The 21,827-nt window shown below is 43.1% G+C and carries 19 protein-coding genes; 7 read left to right on the plus strand and 12 right to left on the minus strand.

Features of this window, described 5'->3' with window-relative positions; translation table 11 throughout:
- The first annotated feature begins 24 nt into the window (after positions 1–24).
- The gene (locus ACIY14_RS02055) at positions 25–654 is read left to right on the plus strand and encodes an MBL fold metallo-hydrolase (RefSeq protein WP_409001336.1); all 630 of its coding nucleotides are present in this window, start codon (positions 25–27) and stop codon (positions 652–654) included.
- 39 nt (positions 655–693) lie between these two features.
- On the opposite strand, the gene ACIY14_RS02060 is transcribed toward ACIY14_RS02055, so the two are convergent.
- Positions 694–2,586 carry a M13 family metallopeptidase gene (locus ACIY14_RS02060; protein ID WP_409001337.1) on the minus strand — a complete coding sequence of 631 codons (1,893 nt, stop codon included), beginning with the start codon at positions 2,584–2,586 and terminating at the stop codon, positions 694–696.
- 169 nt (positions 2,587–2,755) lie between these two features.
- On the opposite strand from ACIY14_RS02060, the gene ACIY14_RS02065 reads away from it, so the two are divergent.
- The 6 genes from ACIY14_RS02065 to ACIY14_RS02090 all read left to right on the plus strand — a co-directional run bounded on the left by ACIY14_RS02065 (position 2,756) and on the right by ACIY14_RS02090 (position 7,149).
- Positions 2,756–3,478: a metal ABC transporter ATP-binding protein gene (locus ACIY14_RS02065; RefSeq protein WP_409001338.1), complete on the plus strand. Its 723-nt coding sequence runs from the start codon at positions 2,756–2,758 to the stop codon at positions 3,476–3,478.
- Positions 3,475–4,323, plus strand: a complete 849-nt coding sequence (locus ACIY14_RS02070) for a metal ABC transporter permease (protein WP_268719907.1) — start codon at positions 3,475–3,477, stop codon at positions 4,321–4,323. The genes ACIY14_RS02065 and ACIY14_RS02070 overlap by 4 nt, the downstream gene beginning before the upstream one ends.
- Before the next feature lie 26 nt (positions 4,324–4,349).
- Complete coding sequence (locus tag ACIY14_RS02075; protein WP_409001339.1) at positions 4,350–5,279, plus strand: metal ABC transporter substrate-binding lipoprotein; 930 nt, start codon at positions 4,350–4,352, stop codon at positions 5,277–5,279.
- Positions 5,280–5,399: 120 nt separating this feature from the next.
- Entirely contained in the window at positions 5,400–5,894 is a 495-nt protein-coding gene (gene tpx, locus ACIY14_RS02080; protein WP_070696520.1) for a thiol peroxidase, read from the plus strand.
- An 83-nt stretch (positions 5,895–5,977) separates the two neighbouring features.
- A complete protein-coding gene (locus ACIY14_RS02085; RefSeq protein WP_409001340.1) occupies positions 5,978–6,628 on the plus strand; it encodes a metal-dependent transcriptional regulator in 651 nt (216 codons plus the stop codon).
- Between the two features lie 107 nt (positions 6,629–6,735).
- Positions 6,736–7,149 carry a hypothetical protein gene (locus tag ACIY14_RS02090; RefSeq protein ID WP_409001341.1) on the plus strand — a complete coding sequence of 138 codons (414 nt, stop codon included), beginning with the start codon at positions 6,736–6,738 and terminating at the stop codon, positions 7,147–7,149.
- A 31-nt stretch (positions 7,150–7,180) separates the two neighbouring features.
- On the opposite strand, the gene dtd is transcribed toward ACIY14_RS02090, so the two are convergent.
- The 11 genes from dtd to metE form a co-directional block, all read right to left on the minus strand.
- Entirely contained in the window at positions 7,181–7,624 is a 444-nt protein-coding gene (gene dtd / locus ACIY14_RS02095; RefSeq protein WP_409001342.1) for a D-aminoacyl-tRNA deacylase, read from the minus strand.
- 29 nt (positions 7,625–7,653) lie between these two features.
- Positions 7,654–9,870: a RelA/SpoT family protein gene (locus ACIY14_RS02100; protein WP_409001343.1), complete on the minus strand. Its 2,217-nt coding sequence runs from the start codon at positions 9,868–9,870 to the stop codon at positions 7,654–7,656.
- Between the two features lie 144 nt (positions 9,871–10,014).
- On the minus strand, positions 10,015–11,145 hold the full coding sequence (locus ACIY14_RS02105; protein WP_000229944.1) for an ABC transporter ATP-binding protein: 1,131 nt from the start codon (positions 11,143–11,145) through the stop codon (positions 10,015–10,017).
- A 114-nt stretch (positions 11,146–11,259) separates the two neighbouring features.
- Positions 11,260–12,129 (minus strand): helix-turn-helix domain-containing protein, encoded by an 870-nt coding sequence (locus ACIY14_RS02110; RefSeq protein ID WP_409001344.1) that lies wholly within the window; start codon positions 12,127–12,129, stop codon positions 11,260–11,262.
- Between the two features lie 3 nt (positions 12,130–12,132).
- Positions 12,133–12,519 (minus strand): Mini-ribonuclease 3, encoded by a 387-nt coding sequence (locus ACIY14_RS02115; RefSeq protein ID WP_000567912.1) that lies wholly within the window; start codon positions 12,517–12,519, stop codon positions 12,133–12,135.
- The gene (cysS, locus tag ACIY14_RS02120; RefSeq protein WP_409001345.1) at positions 12,512–13,855 is read right to left on the minus strand and encodes a cysteine--tRNA ligase; all 1,344 of its coding nucleotides are present in this window, start codon (positions 13,853–13,855) and stop codon (positions 12,512–12,514) included. The genes ACIY14_RS02115 and cysS overlap by 8 nt, the downstream gene beginning before the upstream one ends.
- A 38-nt stretch (positions 13,856–13,893) precedes the next feature.
- Positions 13,894–14,655, minus strand: coding sequence for a nucleoside phosphorylase (locus tag ACIY14_RS02125; RefSeq protein WP_409001346.1), 762 nt, complete (start codon positions 14,653–14,655; stop codon positions 13,894–13,896).
- 34 nt (positions 14,656–14,689) lie between these two features.
- Positions 14,690–15,307, minus strand: coding sequence for a serine O-acetyltransferase (gene cysE, locus ACIY14_RS02130; RefSeq protein ID WP_409001347.1), 618 nt, complete (start codon positions 15,305–15,307; stop codon positions 14,690–14,692).
- A gap of 15 nt (positions 15,308–15,322) precedes the next feature.
- Complete coding sequence (gene pnp, locus ACIY14_RS02135) at positions 15,323–17,536, minus strand: polyribonucleotide nucleotidyltransferase (RefSeq protein WP_409001348.1); 2,214 nt, start codon at positions 17,534–17,536, stop codon at positions 15,323–15,325.
- 769 nt (positions 17,537–18,305) lie between these two features.
- Positions 18,306–19,172 (minus strand): methylenetetrahydrofolate reductase [NAD(P)H], encoded by an 867-nt coding sequence (gene metF / locus ACIY14_RS02140; protein WP_409001349.1) that lies wholly within the window; start codon positions 19,170–19,172, stop codon positions 18,306–18,308.
- Between the two features lie 61 nt (positions 19,173–19,233).
- Positions 19,234–21,483, minus strand: a complete 2,250-nt coding sequence (gene metE, locus ACIY14_RS02145) for a 5-methyltetrahydropteroyltriglutamate--homocysteine S-methyltransferase (protein WP_409001350.1) — start codon at positions 21,481–21,483, stop codon at positions 19,234–19,236.
- Positions 21,484–21,827: the final 344 nt, after the last annotated feature.

The raw sequence follows: 21,827 nt of genomic DNA on the forward strand, positions 1-21,827 counted from the left end.
AGATTCTTTGAGATTGGAGCCAGTATGAAAATCCATAAAACCGTAAACCCCGTTGCCTATGAAAATACTTATTATCTAGAAGGAGACCAACACCTGATTGTGGTCGATCCTGGCAGCCATTGGGAAGCTATTCGCAAAACTATCGAAAAAATCAACAAACCCGTCTGTGCGATTCTCCTGACCCACACCCACTACGACCATATTATGAGCCTTGACTTGGTCAGAGATACTTTTGGAAATCCCCCAGTTTATGTAGCAGAAAGTGAAGCCAGCTGGCTCTATACTCCTGTAGACAATCTCTCTGGCCTACCTCGTCACGATGATATGGCTGATGTCATCTGCAAACCTGCAGAACACACCTTTGTTTTTCATCAAGAATACCAGCTTGAGGAATTCCGTTTTACGGTATTGCCAACACCTGGCCATTCTATCGGAGGTGTTTCCTTGCTCTTTCCTGATGCCCATCTAGTCTTAACGGGAGATGCTCTATTCCGCGAAACCATTGGACGGACAGACCTTCCTACTGGTAGTTTGGAACAACTTCTCCATAGTATTCGGTCCCAGCTCTTTACTCTTCCTAACTACGATGTCTATCCTGGCCACGGCCCAGCTACGACCATTGCTCACGAAAAGACCTTTAACCCCTTTTTCTAGCAAGTAAAAAACCAAGGACAATCATCCTTGGTTTTTGTTTTACCAAATAATCACACGATCCTCTGGTGAACGCCACATACCATCACCTTCTTTGACATCATAGGTTGTAAAGAAGTCATCGAAGTTTGGCACTTGGACATTGACACGGAGTTTAGCTGGTGCATGCACGTCGACACTAGCCATGAGTTTCATCAACTCTGGACGGCCTTTCATGCGCCAGATACGAGCAAAGTTGTGGAAGAATTCTTCTGCTGAGAAGTCTGGTTCTCTCTTGGCAGCTTCAAGGGCCGCAGCAATCCCTCCCAAGTCGGCAACATTTTCTGACACGGTTAGTTTTCCGTTGATCCTTGCGCCGTAAGATTCTTGACCATCAAACTGGTCGATAACTTTTTGAGTCTTTTCTTTGAAAGCAGCATAGTCATTCTCAGTCCACCAGTCTTTGAGGCTACCATTTTCATCAAAAGAAGCACCATTGGTATCAAAGGCATGGGAAATCTCATGGGCAATCACAGCACCAATACCACCGTAGTTGGCTGAAGACGACTGATGCAAATCATAGAATGGAGCCTGTAAAATAGCAGCTGGAAAGACAATCAAGTTCTTCTGAGGATTGTAGTAGGCATTGACCATATGAGCTGGCATACCCCACTCCTTGTAATCCACTGGCTGGTTCCACTTGCTCCAGCTATGCTTGATTTCCACACGCGCAAAGGCTAGGGCATTTTCAAAAAGACTAGCTGTTTCATCCACTACCTTGTCCTTGTAGCGGGCAGGTAATTCCTCTGGATAACCAATATAAGGTTTGATAACATTGAGTTTGACGATGGCCTTGTCGCGCGTTTCAGGAGTCAGCCAGTCATTCTTAGCCAAACGTTCCTTATAAACGTCAATCATGGTCGCTACTTTTTTCTCTACGTCTGCCTTTGCTTCTGGGGAGAATTTTTCATGCGCATACCAGAGACCCAGAGCCTGCTTGAAAGGACCTTGAGCCAAGTGATAGGCTGCCTTGACCTTGTCCTGAGCTTCTGGAACACCTGAAAGAGCACGACCATAAGCACCTGACAGGACACGAATCTCATCTGTCAAATAACTGGTTGAAAGATTCACCACAGCTAAAATCAAGGTTGCTTTGAGTAGAGGCCAAGCTTCTTCACTATAAAACTGATCTGCTGCTTGCCAGAAACGTTCCTCATCTACGATAACCTTGTCAGGCACTTGCCCAAGAACGGCTTGGAAGAAATCATCCAAAGGTAGGGCAGGGGCGAATTTCTTGAAATCTTCATAAGCGTATGGATGATAGAGTTTGGCATATTCTGAACTTTCTTCGTTTGAAAGGACAACTGCTGCTATACGACGGTCCAATTCCAATCTCTTCTCTAGCAAATCTTCGATTTCCTCATCTGAAAAATCATAGGCTTTGAGTAGATTCGTTGTACTTTCCTTCCAAAGAGTCAAGAGCTCCTCACGTTGAGGATGGTCTTCAGCATAGTAGGTTGTATCTGGCAAGATTGTTCCTGGTGCACTAGCCCAGAGAACATTGGTTCTGGCATCCATAAAGTCTGGTGAAACACCAAATGGAAGGAAGTTTGGTTTACCAGCTAGTTCAAACTCTGCTAGTTTGCTGGTAAAATCTGCAAAACTTTCTAAGTCTTGGTATTCCTTGAGTAGAGGAAGGACAGGTTTAATCCCCTCTGCTTCTCTCTTATCAAAATCACGTGCCATACGATGATACTTAACAAAGTTTGCGAGGATAGCATCCTCTGGGACATCCTCTCCTGCCAACCACTTGTCCGTAGTTGCCAGCATTAACTCTTCAATTTCCTCATCAAGGTCAATAAAACCACCTGTTCGAGATTTATCAGCTGGAATAACAGCTGTCTTTTCCCATTCGCCATTGATTGCATCATAAAAATCGTCTTGATAACGTGTCATCTTGTTCTCGCTTTCATTTTTTCACTTATTCCTAGCTTAGCAAAAAACACAGGAGAATGCAATTAAAAATGGTCTCTCATTTTTCAGTTATTATTTTAAATTTTTCAAAAATTAACTTGACTTAATTTTTTTTTTAAGGTATATTAAAAGGCAGGAGGAATACAACTGTATGATACGTATCGAAAACCTCAGTGTCTCCTACAAAGAAACGTTGGCACTAAAGGATATTTCACTAGTGCTCCACGGACCAACTATTACCGGAATTATTGGTCCAAACGGTGCTGGAAAATCAACTTTATTAAAAAGTATGTTGGGAATTATCCCACATGAAGGTCAGGCCTTCCTCGATGACAAAGAATTCAAGAAATCTTTACATCGAGTTGCCTATGTCGAGCAAAAGATCCATATCGACTACAATTTCCCTATCAAGGTCAAGGAATGCGTCTCTCTGGGACTCTATCCATCCATCCCACTCTTTCACACCTTAAAGGCAAGCCACTGGAAAAAAGTGGCAGATGCACTTGAAATCGTTGGGCTCTCAGACTATGCTGATCGCCAAATCAGCCAGCTCTCAGGCGGACAATTTCAACGTGTGTTGATTGCCCGCTGTTTAGTGCAGGAAGCTGACTACATCTTTCTAGATGAGCCATTTGTCGGGATTGATTCGGTTAGTGAAGAGATTATCATGAACACGCTGAGAGACCTTAAAAAAGCTGGTAAAACAGTTCTCATCGTCCATCATGACCTCAGCAAAGTCCCCCATTATTTCGATCAAGTTTTGCTTCTCAATCGAGAATTAATAGACCTTGGTCCGACTAAAGAAACCTTTACCGAAGCCAATCTTAAGAAGGCCTACGGTAGCAAACTCTTTTTCAATGGAGGTGACCTATGATAGCAGAATTTATCGATGGATTGCAACATTTCCATTTCCTACAAAACGCCTTGATCACAGCTATTGTCATCGGAGTCGTTGCTGGAGCCGTGGGATGTTTTATCATACTACGCGGAATGTCTCTCATGGGGGATGCCATCTCTCACGCAGTTTTGCCTGGCGTAGCCCTTTCCTTTATCCTGGGAATTGATTTCTTTATTGGAGCCATTATCTTTGGTTTGATGGCTTCCATCATCATTACCTACATCAAGGGAAACTCCATCATCAAGAGTGACACTGCCATTGGTATTACCTTTTCATCTTTCTTAGCCTTAGGTGTCATCTTGATTAGTGTTGCCAAGAGTTCGACAGACCTCTTCCATATCCTTTTTGGGAATATCCTCGCTGTCCAAGATACGGACATGTGGATTACCATTGGTATGGGGGCATTGATTCTCTTGATTATTGGGATTTTCTTTAAACAACTATTGATTACATCCTTTGACGAGCTTCTGGCTAAAGCAATGGGAATGCCCGTTAATTTCTACCACTATCTGCTCATGGTGCTCTTGACCCTTGTGTCAGTCACTGCCATGCAAAGTGTCGGAACCATTCTTATCGTGGCCATGTTGATCACCCCAGCTGCGACGGCTTACCTTTATGCTAATAGCCTAAAGAGCATGATTTTCCTTTCATCAAGTCTCGGAGCCCTTGCTTCTGTTGTGGGACTCTTTATCGGCTATAGCTTCAATCTTGCAGCAGGATCGAGCATCGTGCTCACATCTGCCAGTTTCTTTCTCATCAGCTTCTTTATCGCTCCAAAACAACGATATTTGAAACTGAAACATAAAAAAATCAATAAATAAGGGGAGACCCTTTCTGGAGGAATCTAATGAAAAAATTAGGTACATTGCTTGTACTCTTTCTTTCCGTCATTGCACTTGTCGCATGTACTAGCGGAAAAAAAGATGCAGCTTCTGGTCAAAAACTAAAAGTTGTTGCTACAAACTCAATCATCGCTGATATTACCAAAAATATCGCTGGTGACAAGATTGATCTTCACAGTATCGTTCCTGTTGGTCAAGACCCACACGAATACGAACCACTTCCTGAAGACGTTAAGAAAACCTCTCAAGCTGATTTGATTTTCTATAACGGTATCAACCTTGAAACAGGTGGCAATGCTTGGTTTACAAAATTGGTCGAAAATGCCAAGAAAACTGAAAACAAAGACTACTTTGCAGTTAGTGACGGCGTAGACATCATCTACCTTGAGGGCCAAAACGAAAAAGGCAAAGAAGACCCACACGCTTGGCTCAACCTTGAAAATGGGATGATTTATGCTAAAAATATCGCTAAACAGCTGATTGCAAAAGATCCTAGCAACAAGGAATTCTACGAAAAAAATCTCAAAGACTATACTGAAAAACTAGATAAACTAGACAAAGAAGCCAAAGAAAAATTTAACAATATCCCTGCTGAAAAGAAACTCATCGTAACCAGCGAAGGATGCTTCAAATACTTCTCTAAAGCTTACGGAGTTCCAAGTGCCTACATCTGGGAAATCAACACGGAAGAAGAAGGTACACCGGAACAAATCAAGACCTTGGTTGAAAAACTTCGCCAAACAAAAGTTCCATCCCTCTTTGTTGAATCAAGTGTCGATGACCGTCCAATGAAGACTGTTTCACAAGACACAAACATCCCGATTTACGCACAAATCTTTACTGACTCAATCGCTGAAGAAGGCAAAGAAGGCGACAGCTACTACAGCATGATGAAATACAACCTTGACAAGATTGCTGAAGGTTTGTCTAAGTAATCCATTAAAAACGTCGTTCTCACGTGAACAGGCGTTTTTTATCTCTTAATTTCCAGTCAAATCATTGGAAAAATCTGACAATTCTCGGTAAAATAAAAGAAAAAAGAATGGAGTAGTTTCATGACCACTTTTCTCGGAAATCCTGTAACCTTTACAGGTAAACAACTGCAAGTCGGAGACAAGGCACTTGACTTTTCTCTCACTACAACCGATCTCTCTAAAAAAACACTATCTGACTTTGATGGAAAGAAAAAAGTTTTGAGTGTTGTCCCTTCTATCGATACTGGTATCTGCTCAACGCAAACACGTCGATTCAACCAAGAACTTGCCAACCTTGATAATACCGTCGTTCTTACTGTTTCTATGGACCTACCATTTGCCCAAGGGCGCTGGTGCGGGGCTGAAGGCCTTGACAATGCCATCATGCTTTCAGACTACTTTGACCATTCTTTCGGGCGCGATTATGCCCTCTTGATCAACGAATGGCATCTCCTTGCACGTGCTGTCTTTGTTCTCGACACTGATAATGTCATCCGTTACGTAGAATACGTTGATAACATCAACACGGAACCAGACTTTGAAGCTGCTATTGCTGCAGTGAAAGAACTGGACTAAAATCAAAGCCATTAGGGCAGAAGGCTAGAGAAATCTAGCTTTTTTTGATATACTAGATGGAGAGAAAAGACACGAGGAAACGAATGACGCCAAATAAAGAAGACTACCTAAAATGTATTTATGAAATCGGTACGGAGATGCAAAAAATTACCAATAAAGAAATTGCTGCCCGTATGCAGGTCTCTCCACCTGCCGTAACAGAGATGATCAAACGCATGAAAAGTGAGAATCTCATCCTCAAGGATAAGGAGAACGGCTATCTATTGACAGATATTGGCCTCAAACTGGTCTCAGAACTCTATCGCAAGCACCGATTGATTGAAGTCTTTCTAGTTCACCATCTCGACTATACCAGTGACCAGATCCACGAAGAAGCTGAGGTCCTAGAGCACACTGTATCCGATCTCTTCGTAGAGAGACTGGATAAACTACTGAGATTCCCTAAAACCTGCCCCCACGGAGGAACCATCCCAGCCAAGGGAGAGCCCTTGGTCGAAATCAACAACTTACCACTAGCAGAGACCAAAGAAGCCGGTACCTACCTCCTGACTCGGGTTCACGATAGCTTTGATCTGCTCAAATACTTAGAAAAGTATGAGATTCATATTGGTGACCAACTCCAAGTTAAGCAGTTTGATAATTTTTCCAATACCTTTACACTGGTCAACAAAGGTGAAGATTTCCAAGTTGGTCTCGATATCGCCAAACAACTCTATGTCGAAAAAATCAACTAACCCCTTATTCCTGAAAGAAGTTCCTTTCAGGGATTTTTTATTATGTTAGTTGTAACTCCCATTCGTTTGGTGTAAAATGAAGTTAGATAAAAGAGGGAGGTCATCCTATGAAAAAGCTCTTTAGACTACACTTCGCAGCCATTGCAGTCTCCGATTTGCTACTATTTACATTTTTTACCACTAGACCCAAGGCATCTTTGGACTGGCTCCTGCTCTCTGGTTTTATTTTCGTCCTCGCTCAGGGACTACTGTTGTCTCGCTTGGTCTTCCGACTCAAACATCATTTCCCTGAGATTTATCCTCAAATCAATAAAAAGATTCGCTTCTACTATTTAGGGGTTCTCACCATTGATTTTCTATTATTTGTCCTTTTAGCCTTCACTAATTCTCAGCGATTTTCCTCTCTTATGCCAATCGTCACTTCTTGCCATTCTACTTTTTATTATCTGACGGCTAGCCACCTAAGAGAAAACTATCCAGACTTTTACGACAAACACATTTCTTTATGCGATTGTTTCTAAACAGAAACCAAGCCGACTGGGCTTGGTTTTCTTATCTATTTTTTGTATCAAGGATAATGGTGACCGGTCCATCATTGACCAGCTTCACCTGCATATCCGCTCCAAAGATACCTGTCTGAACAGGCACTTCTTGTACTAGTTTTTGATTGAAAGCGTCATAGAAGTTTGATGCCATATCCGGCTTGGCTGCTCCTATAAAAGCTGGACGATTGCCCTTCTTAGTATCTGCAAAGAGGGTAAACTGAGAAATAGAAAGGATTTCCCCTTCAATATCCTTAATAGACAGATTCATCTTACCTTCTGCATCTGAAAAAATCCGCATATTGACAAGCTTTCTTACAGCATAGTCCAGATCTTCCTCTTGGTCCTCTGGGCCAACACCGACCAGTAATAAGAGCCCCTGTTTGATTTTTCCCTGAACCTGACCTTCGATACTCACTTGGGCTTTTTTAACCCGTTGGATAATGATTTTCATAATAGCCTTTCTAGTAACTGAGGGGAGAATTAGCCATTGGTCCGTTTGACAGAGTAGACCTCTGGCACACTCTTAATCTTATCCACGACTGTAGTCAGTGTAGAGAGGTTGGAAATACCAAAGGAGACATGGATATTGGCAAATTTCATATCCTTGGTTGGTTGAGCATTAACGGTCGAGATATTCTTGGTCGTGTTTGAGAGAACCTGTAAAACATCGTTCAAAAGCCCTGTACGATTGAGACCATAGATATCGATGTGGGCAGTGTATTCCTTGCTTGAGAATTGATCTTCCCATTCCACATCAAGGAGACGTTGCTCGTAGTTTTCTTGAGCACGGAGGTTCATACAGTCCACACGGTGAATAGCCACGCCACGCCCCTTGGTGATGTAGCCAACAATATCGTCACCCGGCACGGGATTACAACACTTAGCAATCCGAACCAAGAGACCTGAGGCTCCCTCAATAATGACACCGCCCTCATGCTTAACCTTGAGGGTTTCTTTATTTTCAACCTTAACTTCGCCACCTTTGACAAGCTCTTCTGCCTCCGCCTTGGCCTTAGCGCGTTCTTCCTCACGACGTTCCTTTTCGGTCAATCGGTTAAAGACGGTAATAGCGCCAATTTCTCCAAAACCAATGGCTGCATAGAGAGCTTCCTCTGTCTTGTAGCTGGTCTTTTGAAGGACCTCGTCCATATGACGCTTGTCCATAAACTTATTGGCTACATAGCCGTTTTCTTGGAACTGGGCCATCAGCATCTCACGGCCCTTGTTAACAGATAATTCCTTGTCTTGATTTTTAAAGAACTGACGAATCTTGTTGCGCGCCTTGCTGGTCTTAACCATGTTGAGCCAGTCACGACTCGGACCAAAAGAGTTGGGGTTGGTGATAATTTCAACCTGATCCCCTGTCTTGAGCTTGGTTGTCAGTGGAACCATACGGCCATTGACCTTGGCACCAGTCGCTTTTTCTCCGACTTTGGTATGAATTTCATAGGCAAAGTCAATCGGTCCTGAATCTTTCGGAAGGGAACGAACTGCACCATCAGGAGTAAAGACATAAATCTCCTCCGCCAGATAGTTTTCTTTAACAGAGTCCACAAATTCCTTGGCATCATCAGCCTGGTCTTGGAGCTCCATCATCTCCTTAATCCAGTTCATTCCAATAGCAGATTCCTTGCTGTTGACCTGCCCTTTAATGCCTTTCTTATAAGCCCAGTGAGCTGCTACCCCGTACTCAGCCACTTCGTGCATTTCCTTGGTCCGAATCTGGAATTCAATAGGCCCTTTTGGTCCATAGACGGTCGTATGGATAGACTGGTAACCGTTGGCCTTACGATTGGCGATATAGTCTTTGAAGCGGCCTGGCATGGGTTTCCAAAGTTCATGCACATAACCCAGCATGGCATAGACATCACTCTGGGTATCTAAGATACAGCGAATGGCAATCAGGTCATAAATTTCCTCAAAGCGTTTCTTCTTATCCTGCATCTTGCGATAGATCGAATAGATATGCTTAGGACGACCATAGATTTTCCCTTTGAGATTACGTTCGGTAGCATAGTCCTCCAACTTGGTTACGACTTCGTCGACCAAAGCCTCTCGTTCTCTACGTTTTTCCTTCATCATGTGGGTGATCTTGTAAAACTCAGTTGGATTGAGGTAACGGAAAGATAGATCTTCCAACTCCCACTTGACACTGGAAATCCCTAGACGATGAGCAAGTGGTGCGTAAATTTCCATGGTTTCTCTGGAGATCCGTTCTTGCTTGTCCTTTCGAAGGTGTTTGAGAGTCCGCATATTGTGCAAACGGTCCGATAATTTAACCAAGATAACACGGATATCCTCTGACATGGCCATGAGCATCTTGCGGTGATTTTCAGCCAATTGTTCCTCGAGTGATTTGTACTCAACCTTACCGAGCTTGGTCACTCCATCAACGATAATCCGAACATCATGACCGAACTCTCTCTCCAGATCATCCAGTGTCGCATCTGTGTCTTCAACAACGTCATGCAAAAAACCACAGGCAACAGTTACGGCATCCAGCTTGAGCTTGGCCAGAATTCCTGCCACCTGAATAGGATGGATAATATAGGGCTCACCAGATTTGCGAAACTGCCCACTATGACAATCCACTGCGTAAATCAAAGCTTTTTGTACAAAAGCAACGTCTTCCTTTGTTAAATATTCTCTCGTTAAAGCGACTACCTGATCGCCCGTCAAATTCACTTCTTTCGGCATCTATACTCTCCAATTCTTCCTACCATTTTATCACTTTTTTAAGAATATTAAAACTAGAAAAGCCTGTTTTCATGCCTAACCTAAGCAATTAAAAGAAAAAGCACTGCAAGAGAGACTCTGCAGTGCTTTGTTATTTTATTTATCTTAGTAGACTGTTTTTTCAGTTTCTACATCGAAGAAGTGTGCTTTGTTCAAGTCAAATCCAAGTTCAACTGTCGCACCTGTTTGCAAGTAGTCACGAGCATCCACTTTTGCAACAAATTCGTCTTTACCAACTTGACAGTAAAGGTGAGATTCTGAACCAAGCAATTCTGATACTGAGATCGTAGCTTTGACAACTGATTCTGGGAATGTTTCAAGGAAAGCAGGTTCTGCATTCACATCTTCTGGACGGATACCGAAGATTAATTCTTTTCCTTCGTAGCCTTTATCACGAAGAACTTTCAATGCTCCTTCTGGAACTTTCAAACGGAAACCGTCTGAAACAATTTCGCTACCAACCAATTTCACATTGATGAAGTTCATAGCTGGGCTTCCGATGAATCCTGCTACGAATTTATTAACTGGGTTTTTGTAAACTTCTTGAGGAGTACCGATTTGTTCTACACGTCCGATAGTACCTGTACCAGCAGGGTTCTTAGTTGCTGACATGATAACGATACGGTCCGCAAGTGTCATCGCTTCTGTTTGGTCGTGCGTTACGTAGATAGTTGTAGCTCCGATACGACGGTGAATCTTCGCAATTTCAGCACGCATTGATACACGAAGTTTGGCATCCAAGTTTGACAAAGGTTCATCCATCAAGAACACTTTTGCATCACGGACGATGGCACGACCCATGGCAACACGTTGACGTTGACCACCAGAAAGGTCAGCAGGTTTACGATCCAAGAACTCTTTCAAGCCAAGGATTGCTGCAGCTTCTTGCACACGTTTGTCGATGTCTTCTTTGCTGTATTTACGCAATTTCAAACCGAAAGCCATGTTGTCATATACAGTCATGTGTGGGTAAAGAGCGTAGTTTTGGAATACCATGGCGATGTCACGGTCTTTTGGAGCTACGTCGTTGACAACCACGCCATCGATAGATGCAGTACCTTCTGTAATGTCTTCAAGACCAGCAATCATACGAAGAGTTGTTGATTTACCACATCCTGAAGGACCTACGAAAACGATAAATTCTTTGTCTTTGATGTCCAAGTTGAAGTCTTCAACTGAGTAGTGTTCGCTATTTGGATATTTTTTGTAAATGTTTTTAAGATTTAATTCTACCATGGAAGGTGAACTCCTTTTATTTTTTGATAGTCTTATTATAAATGAAAACGCTTTACATTTCTATGGCAAGGTGACCAAAAAAATAAAAAAGTTCTGTGCAACTTGCACAAAACTTTAGAGAATATCTGGTAAAATCAACTGATAACATAAGGTCAAATCTGTCAATTCTTTTAACTGAAGCCCTGTTAATTCTTCCCATTTATCAATCTTGTATTGGAGAGAATTGCGGTGCAGGTAGAGTTGCTGGGCAGTTTTGGTTAAGACAGCACTGTTTTCCCAAAGAGAAAGAATAATTTCCTGAATCTGGTCCTGGTCCAAGATCATCTGATGCAGGCATTCTTTAATAACCCTCAGATCCACTAGTCTTTCTCCCATACTCCAAAGATAGAGTTGTGAAAAGGTATGAACACCTTGATGACCTTGACGCCACCAAGTCTTAAACAAGTCCCGCTCCGCTTTGATTAAGTCTGATAGAGCTTGATGTCCTGTCTGTGACCAGACCTGCCCCAACATGATAGACAGACGAAGACCAAAGTCATACTCAACCGCTTCAATCGTATCACTTAAAATAGCTCGTACAGAGGTATACTTATCTTGTTGAAGCACGAAAACATAATCCTGAGCACCGACCTGTAACACTGTCTGGCAGTTAGGAAAGAGAGTTTGCATCATGTCTAGCCAAGAGGCTAGATTTTCTTGTTGGGAATAGGAAAGATGGCAATAAACCAGCTGAATTTTTTTAAATGTTTGCGGTGCCTGCCCCTTCCCCTCAATCAGATAGGGATACCAAGGATTGAGCGAACGGGCCTGCTCCTGCTGGGTCAAAAGGGCAACCAGCTGCTTTTCACGCTCGCTGAGCCCAGCTTCCTCCAGTAAAATCCACTGCTGAGAAGCTAAAGGGAGAGTGAGATAGCCCGGTTTCTCTACTGGCTGATTTGAAATCTGAGCTTCAGGAAACCAGTCTTGTAATTCCTTTGCAATCATATTCTAGCCCTCCACTTTTTGGATGCACCAAGAAATTAAGGTTTCTAGACGCTCCACATTTTCAGTCAGATGGAGATAGCCCATCACTGCTTCAAAACCTGTAGACATGCGGTAAGTCACCACATCAGCATTTTTAGCCTTTGTGTGGCTATTGGTATTGCGACCACGTTTGTAGATTTCTTCTTCTTTTTCCGTCAGGACTTGCTCCTCCAACATGAGGGCAATCAGGCGAGCCTGAGCCTTGGCTGAGACATACTTGGTCGCCTCTTGATGGAGTTTATTGGGCTTGGTCATGCCTTTGAGGATGAGGTGGCGACGAATATACATGGAATAAACCGCATCCCCTTCAAAAGCCAGCGCAATCCCGTTAATGAGATTGACATCAATCACGAGTCCACCTCACTCCATCCTTGGTGTCAAGGAGCTTAATTCCTTGAGCCGCCAATTGGTCACGGATTTGGTCAGCTGTCGCAAAGTCACGATTAGCACGCGCTTCTTGGCGTTTTTTGATTAAGGCTTCAATGTCTGCATCCAAAACTTCCTCGATAAAGACAATTCCAAAGACTTCCAACATAGCCGCAAGAGCTTCCTTAACACTTGCATCATAGTTGCCAGAGTTGATCCATTTTGCCATTTCAAAGACGACTGTGATCCCATTTGCCGTATTGAAATCCTCATCCATGGCTGCCACAAACTTATCTTTAAAAGCTTGCAACTCCCCAGCATCTACAGCTCCAGAAAATGGCTGCTCGTAAGTGTTTTTCAGATACTTGAGATTGGTCTCGGCATCCCGCACTGCCTTTTCCGTAAAGTTGATAGGCTTGCGGTAATGCTGAGTCGCAAAGAAGAATCGAAGTACCTGTCCGTCAAGAGTTTTAAGAGCATCGTGCACTGTGATAAAGTTACCCAAGGACTTAGACATCTTGACATTGTCGATATTGACAAAGCCATTATGCATCCAGTAGTTGGCGAAAGTCTTGCCTGTTTTTGCTTCTGACTGGGCAATTTCATTGGTATGGTGAGGAAACTCCAAATCAGCTCCACCACCGTGAATATCAATGGTATCGCCCAAAATCTCTGTTGACATAACCGAACACTCGATATGCCAACCCGGACGACCAGGTCCCCAAGGACTGTTCCAAGAAATCTCGCCTGGTTTTGCAGCTTTCCAGAGGGCAAAGTCCACAGGATTTTCCTTGCGAGCCGTTTCTTCATCTGTCCGACCTGAAGCACCCAGCTCCAAATCTTCCAAGGTTTTATTGGCCAACTTAGCATAGTTGTGAGATTTTTCCACGCGGAAGTATACATCTCCTTGACTCTCGTATGCATAACCTTTTTCAATCAAGTCAGCGACAAAACGGATGATGTCAGCCATAAACTCCACCACCCGCGGATGACGAGTCGCAGGTTTCACGCCTAAAGCTGTCACATCCTCACGAAAGGCAGCGATGTACTTGTCCGCAACCTCCAGAGGCGTGATACCTTCTTCCTTGGCACGGTTGATAATCTTATCGTCTACATCTGTAAAGTTGGAAATATAGGCAACTTCGTAGCCACGGTATTCGAAATAACGACGAATGGTATCAAAAGCCACCGTCGAACGGGCATTCCCCACGTGGATATAGTTGTACACGGTTGGCCCACAAACATACATCTTGACTTTGCCGTCCTCAATCGGAACAAATTCTCGCAAATCACGAGACATAGTGTCATAGATTTTAATCACTCACTGTCTCCTTTCTTACTTATTAGTAGAGAGTAGTTTCAATCCAACTCTCTAGCAATAATTAATGCTATCTCAAAAAAAGTCACAGCATCTGCTTTTCTTTCTTCATGTCTTGCATCCCACTCATGATTGTGATAGTCAACATAATCAGCCGTGTAGAAAAACTGATAAACCTTGGCTTGTCGAAATTGTGCCCAAGCCATAATTGCTGAGGCTTCCATATCCACAACAGTCGCACCTGCTGCTAGTCTACGTTTGACCTTATCGGCTGTTTCACGATAGAAAGCATCTGTAGTCCAAGCCTTTGTTCGAATGTGCTCAATACCAGATTTATTCAAAGCCTCTTCCATGGTTAAGAGCAGAGTTTCGTCATAAGCTACCTCATCACTAGCAGGAGCATAATGGTAACTTGTACCTTCATCACGTAGAGCTGAACTTGGTAGGATTATTTTATCTGCCTGAATAGACTGATCTAAAACTCCGCAAGAACCCAAAACAATAAAGTTCTTAAATCCTCTTGCCTTGAGTTCTTCTAAGAGTCCTACAACCATTGGGGCTCCAATAGTAGCCATAGCAACTGCTACCTTTCTCCCTTCTTTTTCATAGATATACCATGGGAATTTGCCATTTAGATTGGTTAGATAGCCAGCTTCATAAACACCTTCAAACTGCTTCACTCGTTCAACGATTTCTCCATTAAAAGATAAAATAATCGTATCACAAATTTCTCCACCACCACGAATACTTCGATCAGTTGGTTCGATAACAGCAGGTACATTTTCGAATTCTTCTAACAGCATTTACCTAACCTCCTACCTAAAGCATTACAACTCTCTACAAACCAGAAGACCTGTGACTAGCTTCTCTAGCATGTTCGAGTTTATTGACGTAGTACTCTCGTTTTTCTTCAACCTCATGAATAACCGGCTCATCTTTCTTGCCATGAAGACGGACAATCTTAGCAGGAATACCGACAACTGTCACATCACTAGGTACGTCTGCCACGACTACTGCAGCAGCACCGACTTTGGCATTTTCACCGATTTCTACCGGTCCGATGACTTGGGCATGGGCCGATATGAGAGCTCCTTTACGCACAGTCGGATGGCGTTTGCCAACATCCTTCCCTGTCCCACCAAGAGTCACTCCGTGATAGAGAAGAACGCCTTTTTCAACAATCGCTGTCTCTCCAATCACCAGGCCTGAACCATGGTCGATAAAGACACCTGACTCTATTTGAGCACCTGGATGGATCTCAATCTGCGTCCAAAAGCGCCAAAACTGACTGTGCATACGAGCTAAAAGCTTAAAGCCATGCTTCCAGAGAAAATGCGAGAGACGGTGGGCCGCCAAGGCCTTGACACCTGGATAAGTCAGCAAAACTTCCAAACTGTTGCGTGCCGCTGGATCATTTTCTTTTACAATATCAATGGTTTCGCGCCACCATCCCATACATTTCTCCTTTTCTTATTCTGAATCTTTTGGTGTTTCTGTAAATTCTTTCTTAGGTTTGTGGTCCTTTTGATGACGTGGGCGGTGAGGGCGTTCAGCCTTTTCACCTTTTTCATCGTGCTCAGGTTTTGGAGGACGAGGAAGAAGAGCTTTCATAGAGGCATCGATACGGCCTTTTTCATCAATCTTGATAACCTTAACGTCGACTTCATCACCAATAGCTACCAAGTCCTCGACACGGTTGGTGCGAGTCCAAGCCATTTCAGAAATGTGCACAAGTGCATCTGTCTTATCAAAGAGGTTGACAAAGGCACCAAATTTCTCGATACGAACAACCTTAGCATGGTAAACTTCATCGACTTTAGCTTCACGAACCAAGCCAGCGATGATTTCTTTGGTACGGTTAATAGCATCTTGGTCGCTAGAGTAGATGGACACATTTCCTTCTTCGTCGATATCAATCTTAACGCCTGTTTCAGCGATAATCTTGTCGATGGTTTCTCCACCCTTACCGATGACAATCTTGATCTTGTCGACATCAATCTTGATGGTATCAATTTTCGGAGCAGTTGGAGCCAATTCTGGACGAACTTCTGGGATGGTTGCTTCGATCACATCAAGGATTTCAAAACGGGCTTTCTTGGCTTGGGCAAGGGCCTCTGTCAAAATTTCTGCGGTAATCCCTTGGATCTTGATATCCATTTGAAGGGCTGTAATCCCGTCACGCGTACCTGCAACCTTGAAGTCCATATCTCCAAAGTGATCTTCCAAACCTTGGATATCTGTCAATACGGTGTAGTTATTTCCATCTGAAATGAGACCCATAGCAATACCCGCTACTGGCGCCTTGATTGGCACACCACCAGCCATAAGGGCAAGAGTTCCCGCACAGATAGAAGCTTGAGATGAAGAACCGTTTGATTCCAATACTTCTGCTACCAAGCGAATCGCATATGGGAATTCTTCCAAGCTTGGCAATACTTGCGCAAGAGCACGCTCACCGAGAGCACCGTGACCAATTTCACGACGACCTGGCGCACCGTAACGACCTGTTTCCCCTACAGAATATTGAGGAAAGTTATAGTGGTGCATAAAGCGTTTCTTGTACTCTGGATCCAAACCATCGATGATTTGAGTTTCACCCATTGGCGCCAAGGTCAAAACTGAAAGGGCTTGAGTTTGTCCTCGAGTAAAGAGACCGGAACCATGTACACGAGGAAGATAGTCAACCTGCGCATCTAAAGGACGGATTTCATCGACCTTACGCCCGTCAGGACGCACCTTGTCTTCTGTGATCAAACGGCGCACTTCAGCGTGTTCCATTTGTTCCAAGATTTCAGCCACATCACGCATGATTCGTTCAAATTCTTCATGGTCTGCATATTTTTCTTCGTAAACAGCAGTCACTTGGTCTTTAACTGCTTGAGTTGCAGCTTCACGAGCCAATTTTTCTTCTACTTGAACCGCTTTTTGGAGGTCGCTGTTGTAGGCTGCGATGATTTCAGCCTGCAAGTCAGCATCTACATGAAGCAATTCCACTTCTGCTTTTTTCTTACCGACTGCGGCAACGATTTCTTCTTGGAAGACAATCAATTCTTTGACTGCTTCGTGCCCTTTCAGAAGGGCTTCCAACATGATTTCTTCTGACAATTCTTTGGCACCAGACTCAACCATGTTGATGGCATGCTTGGTACCAGCTACTGTCAATTCAAGAAGAGATTGCTCTGCTTGTTCTTGACTAGGGTTGATGATGATTTGGCCATCTACATAGCCTACTTGTACCCCAGCGATTGGTCCGTCAAATGGAATATCTGAGATAGAAAGCGCTAAAGATGAACCAAACATAGCCGCCATTGGTGCAGAGGCATTTTCATCATAAGAAAGCACGGTGTTGATCACTTGCACTTCGTTACGGAAACCTTCCGCAAACATGGGACGGATTGGACGGTCAATCAAGCGCGCTGTCAAAGTCGCATCTGTTGAAGGACGTCCTTCACGTTTCATAAAGCCACCAGGAAATTTACCAGCTGCATACATTTTTTCCTCGTAGTTGACTTGAAGTGGGAAGAAATCCCCAGTTGCCATTTTCTTAGACATAACGGCCGCAGTCAAGACAGTTGACTCACCATAACGCACGACAACAGAGCCATTTGCTTGCTTAGCAACCTGACCAGTCTCTACGATTAACTCGCGACCCGCAAAAGTCGTTTGAAACACTTGTTTTGTCATTTTAATCCCCTTTGGATTGATGAAATTATACGCCTTGCCTACAAAAATCAGGATACAAAGGGCGTAAAGAATCCCGTATGAAAATAGGAGATTGACGCAGTGTGCGATGCACACCAGGAAATCTATCTTTTTCACTAGGGATTTAGCCCGGGTTCAACTATCAAGATACTAAGGACGTAAAAAGCAAAGTAAAAATAGGAAACTGACGAAGTCTTCGATGAAGACAAGACAGTTTATCTTTTTTACACAGCTTTTCGGCCGGGTTCAATTACACAAGATACTAAGCCGTTAAGCAACTCAAAGGAAAATAGGAAATCGAACGACGGAGCGACTGCTCCTAGGTAGATTTATCTTTTTCCACAGAGTTGTAGGCGTGTTCAGTTACACAGGATACAAATCATTAGAAAGGTTTGATGCTAAAGCATCTATACCTTTCACGCTAATCGCTATCATGCGATTAGCTAAATGCTTTACTAACTCCCTTGTCAAATAATATCGATTTGACTCGCTCGTGTCGCTAAACCTTGCAGTTTGAATGCATTGTATTATTTTATACCCTCATCTTTGTATCAAGTACGTACAGAGTCTATTTTATCATATTTTTCTTAAAAAGTGCGGGCTTTTCTATTAAAAAGGAACCATTCCCCCATGAAAAGAGGAATGGTTTGTTGTATATTTTATTTAGCAAATTCTTTGGCTTTCGTAACTGTCATTTTTCATTTAAAAGCATGTAAATAAAAAGCTGTCGTCTCAGTGGTTAAAGAATTAATTACCCTAAAGACTGATGATTAAACAAGGCATGGGTTGCTTGGTGGATGTATTTGGCTGTTTCAGCATTGTTCATGGTGTAGAGATGCACACCTGCGACATCCTGGGTCACCAAGTCCACGATCTGATCCACGGCATAGGCAAGTCCTGCTGCTCTGAGCGACTCAGGGTCATGCTCATACTTGTCTAAGATGGCCTTAAATTTACGTGGAAGGTGGATATTCTCACAAGTCTTCAAGAGACGAAGCGCTTGGTTACGGTTAAGAATTGGCATAATCCCCGCATGAATAGGAACATCAATCCCTGCCAAGGTACACTTATCTTGAAAATCGTAGAAACGCTCATTGTCAAAGAAAAGCTGCGTTACAAGGCTTGAACAGCCTGCATCCACTTTCTTCTTGAGATTTTGAATATCCGAGATCTGATTTGGCGAGTCAGGGTGTCCTTCTGGATAGCAAGCGCCAACAATATCAAAGTGAGGGGCTTGTTCCTTGATGAACTCGATCAAGTCCGTTGCGTAGCGGAAATCCTTCTGTGGCTCCACATCAGGGATAATATCTCCACGCAGGGCCAAGATTTTCTGTACCCCAACCTTGTCCAAGTCCGCAATGGTTTCAGCAACTTTGTCCTTGGTCAGATAGATAGCTGGCAAGTGGGCAATAGTGGGAATCGCCAAGTCATTCTGGATAAAGTCAGCCAAACGAACCGTTGTTTCCTTGATATTAAATTTATTATTGCTGGCGGTCACACTGATAAAGTGCGGTGTCAGCTCCCGCATATCCTGCAAGGCTAAAATAATTTTATCATTACCCACAGCTGGGTTTGGAGGGAACACTTCAAATGAGAGTGACGGTGTTTGGCGTGACATATGTAATAACCTTTTCTAGTTGATTTTTTTGAACAACCATTGTATGGAGAGAAATCGAATCTTACAATTTCTCACGCGCAGCTTTAGCAGCTTCGACAAGGCGGATCAAGCTTTCTTTTGTTTCTGGAATACCACGTGTTTTCAAACCACAGTCAGGGTTGATCCAAACTTTCTTGCTTGGTACTTTAGCAAGGATAGCTTCGATTGTGTGGTCGATTTCGCCTTCATTTGGCACACGAGGAGAGTGGATATCGTAAACCCCAGGTCCCACTTCTGTTTGGAAGTTTTTCGCTTTGAGTTCGTCCAAGATTTCAAGGTTTGAACGGCTTGCTTCAAAGGAAATAACGTCCGCATCCATGTTGTCAATAGCTGGGATAATATCTGTAAATTCTGAATAACACATGTGAGTGTGAATTTGTGTGTCTGGCGCTACTGTAGAGTGTACCAAGCGGAAGGCTGGAATAGCCCAGTCAAGGTAGTCTTCGTACCAGTCGCTACGACGGAGTGGCAATTTCTCACGAAGAGCAGCCTCGTCGATTTGGATGATTTTCACACCTGCAGCTTCAAGGTCAAGAACTTCATCCTTGATAGCAAGGGCAATTTGAAGAGTAGAATCCTTGATAGAGATGTCTTCACGTGGGAATGACCAGTTGAGGATGGTAACAGGCCCAGTCAACATACCTTTAACAGGTTTGTCAGTACGGCTTTGTGCGTAGCTAGACCATTTGACAGTGATTGGGTTGAGACGAGTGACATCGCCCCAGATGATTGGTGGTTTAACCCCACGCATACCGTATGATTGTACCCAACCATTCTTAGAGAAGAGGTAACCTGACAAGTTTTGACCGAAGTACTCAACCATGTCATTACGCTCGAACTCACCGTGTACAAGCACGTCAAATCCAACTTCTTCTTGCCATTTGATCCATTCGTCGATAGTTTCAGCAAGGAAAGTGTCATATTCTTCTTGTGACAATTCACCCTTACGGTAAGCCAAACGTTTAGCACGAACTTCCTTAGTTTGAGGGAATGAACCGATAGTTGTTGTTGGAAGAGCTGGAAGTTTGAAAGCTTCTTCTTGGATAGCTTCACGTTCTGCAAAGGCTGGCAAACGAGTGTAGTCTGCATCTGTCAATCCAGCGATACGAGAACGAAGTTCAGCATTTTCACCCACACGCTCAGCCGCAAAGAGTTCTTTGTTGGCTGCAAGAGCTTCTTCACCTTGACCATTACGGATAGCATCCAAATCACGGATCTCATCCAATTTCTCAACCGCAAAGGCAAAGTGGTTCAAGATAGCTGGTTCAAATTCTTCATTAGCAGTTGTAAATGGCACATGAAGAAGTGAGCATGAGCTTGTCAAGACAATGTTTTCAGCTGGGATTTGCTCAAGAACAGCCAAGCTCTTTTCGTAATTATTGCGCCAGATGTTTTTACCATTGACAATCCCTGCATAGAGAGTCTTGTCAGCTGGGAAACCACCTTTAACGAGTTCAAGAGTTTTCTTGCCTTCAACGAAGTCAAGTCCAATAGCGTCAACTGGCAAGTTTACAAGGTCAGCATATACGTCACGAACATCTCCGAAGTAAGTTTGAAGCAAGACTTCAAGACCTTTTTTGTCAGCCAACAGCTTGTTGTAAATGTTCAAGAAGAGCGCTTTTTCTTCTTCTGTCAAGTCTTTGACAAGAGCAGCTTCGTCCAATTGGATACGAGTCGCACCAAGTTCAGCCAATTTTGCAAAAACTTCTTGGTAAGCAGCCACTAAGCTGTCTACGAAGTCTTCTGCTTTCACGCCTTCTTCAAAGTCTGACAATTGAAGGAAAGTAAATGGACCTACAAGGACAGGACGAGTGTTAAGACCAAGTTCTTTTGCTTCTTGGAACTCATCAAAGATCTTATGACCAGCCAATTTGACTTGAGTGTCTTTTTCAAATTTAGGAACGATGTAGTGATAGTTAGTGTTGAACCATTTCTTCATCGGAAGGGCACGAACGTCCCCTTTTTCACCTTGGTAACCACGTCCCAAAGCAAAGTAGCGCTCAAAGTCAGACAAGTCCAAGTTTTGAACAGAAGCTGGAACCACGTTGAAGAGGAAGGCTGCATCTAGGAAGTTATCATAGTGAGAAAAGTCATTTGATGGAATTTCAGTGATGCCTTTATCTTTGACAATATTCCAGTGTTTAGCACGCAAGTCTTTTGCTGCGGCAAGGAGTTCTTCTTCTGAGATTTCTTTTCTAAAGTATTTTTCAGTTGTAAATTTTAATTCGCGGAATTCACCCAAACGAGGGAAACCGATGATCGTAGTTGACATGATGTGTCCTCCAAAAATTGTTGTTGAAACTATCTTAACAGAAAAGAAAGCGCCTGTATAATTGTAAAAAATTAGGCTTTGATATAGTTTGAAACTATATCTCTCTTTTAGACAAAAGAAAAAGACTTGAGAACAGTGCCTCAAATCCTTTGTATTACCTGTTTTATAGCGGTATTTCAGTTAGACTATTCAAATGCGTTATTGGTAATTCTTATAAGTGACTATGGTTTGTTATTAGAAAAGACTATAGGTTGATTTTCCTTTGGTATTTTTGATATTTCCCTTGAAAAGTGCGGACGGAAGCAAATTACTTCGTAATTTCATTCCTAATTTTTGAGCCAAAA

Source organism: Streptococcus sp. ST16, assembly GCF_046098135.1.
Lineage (GTDB): Bacteria > Bacillota > Bacilli > Lactobacillales > Streptococcaceae > Streptococcus.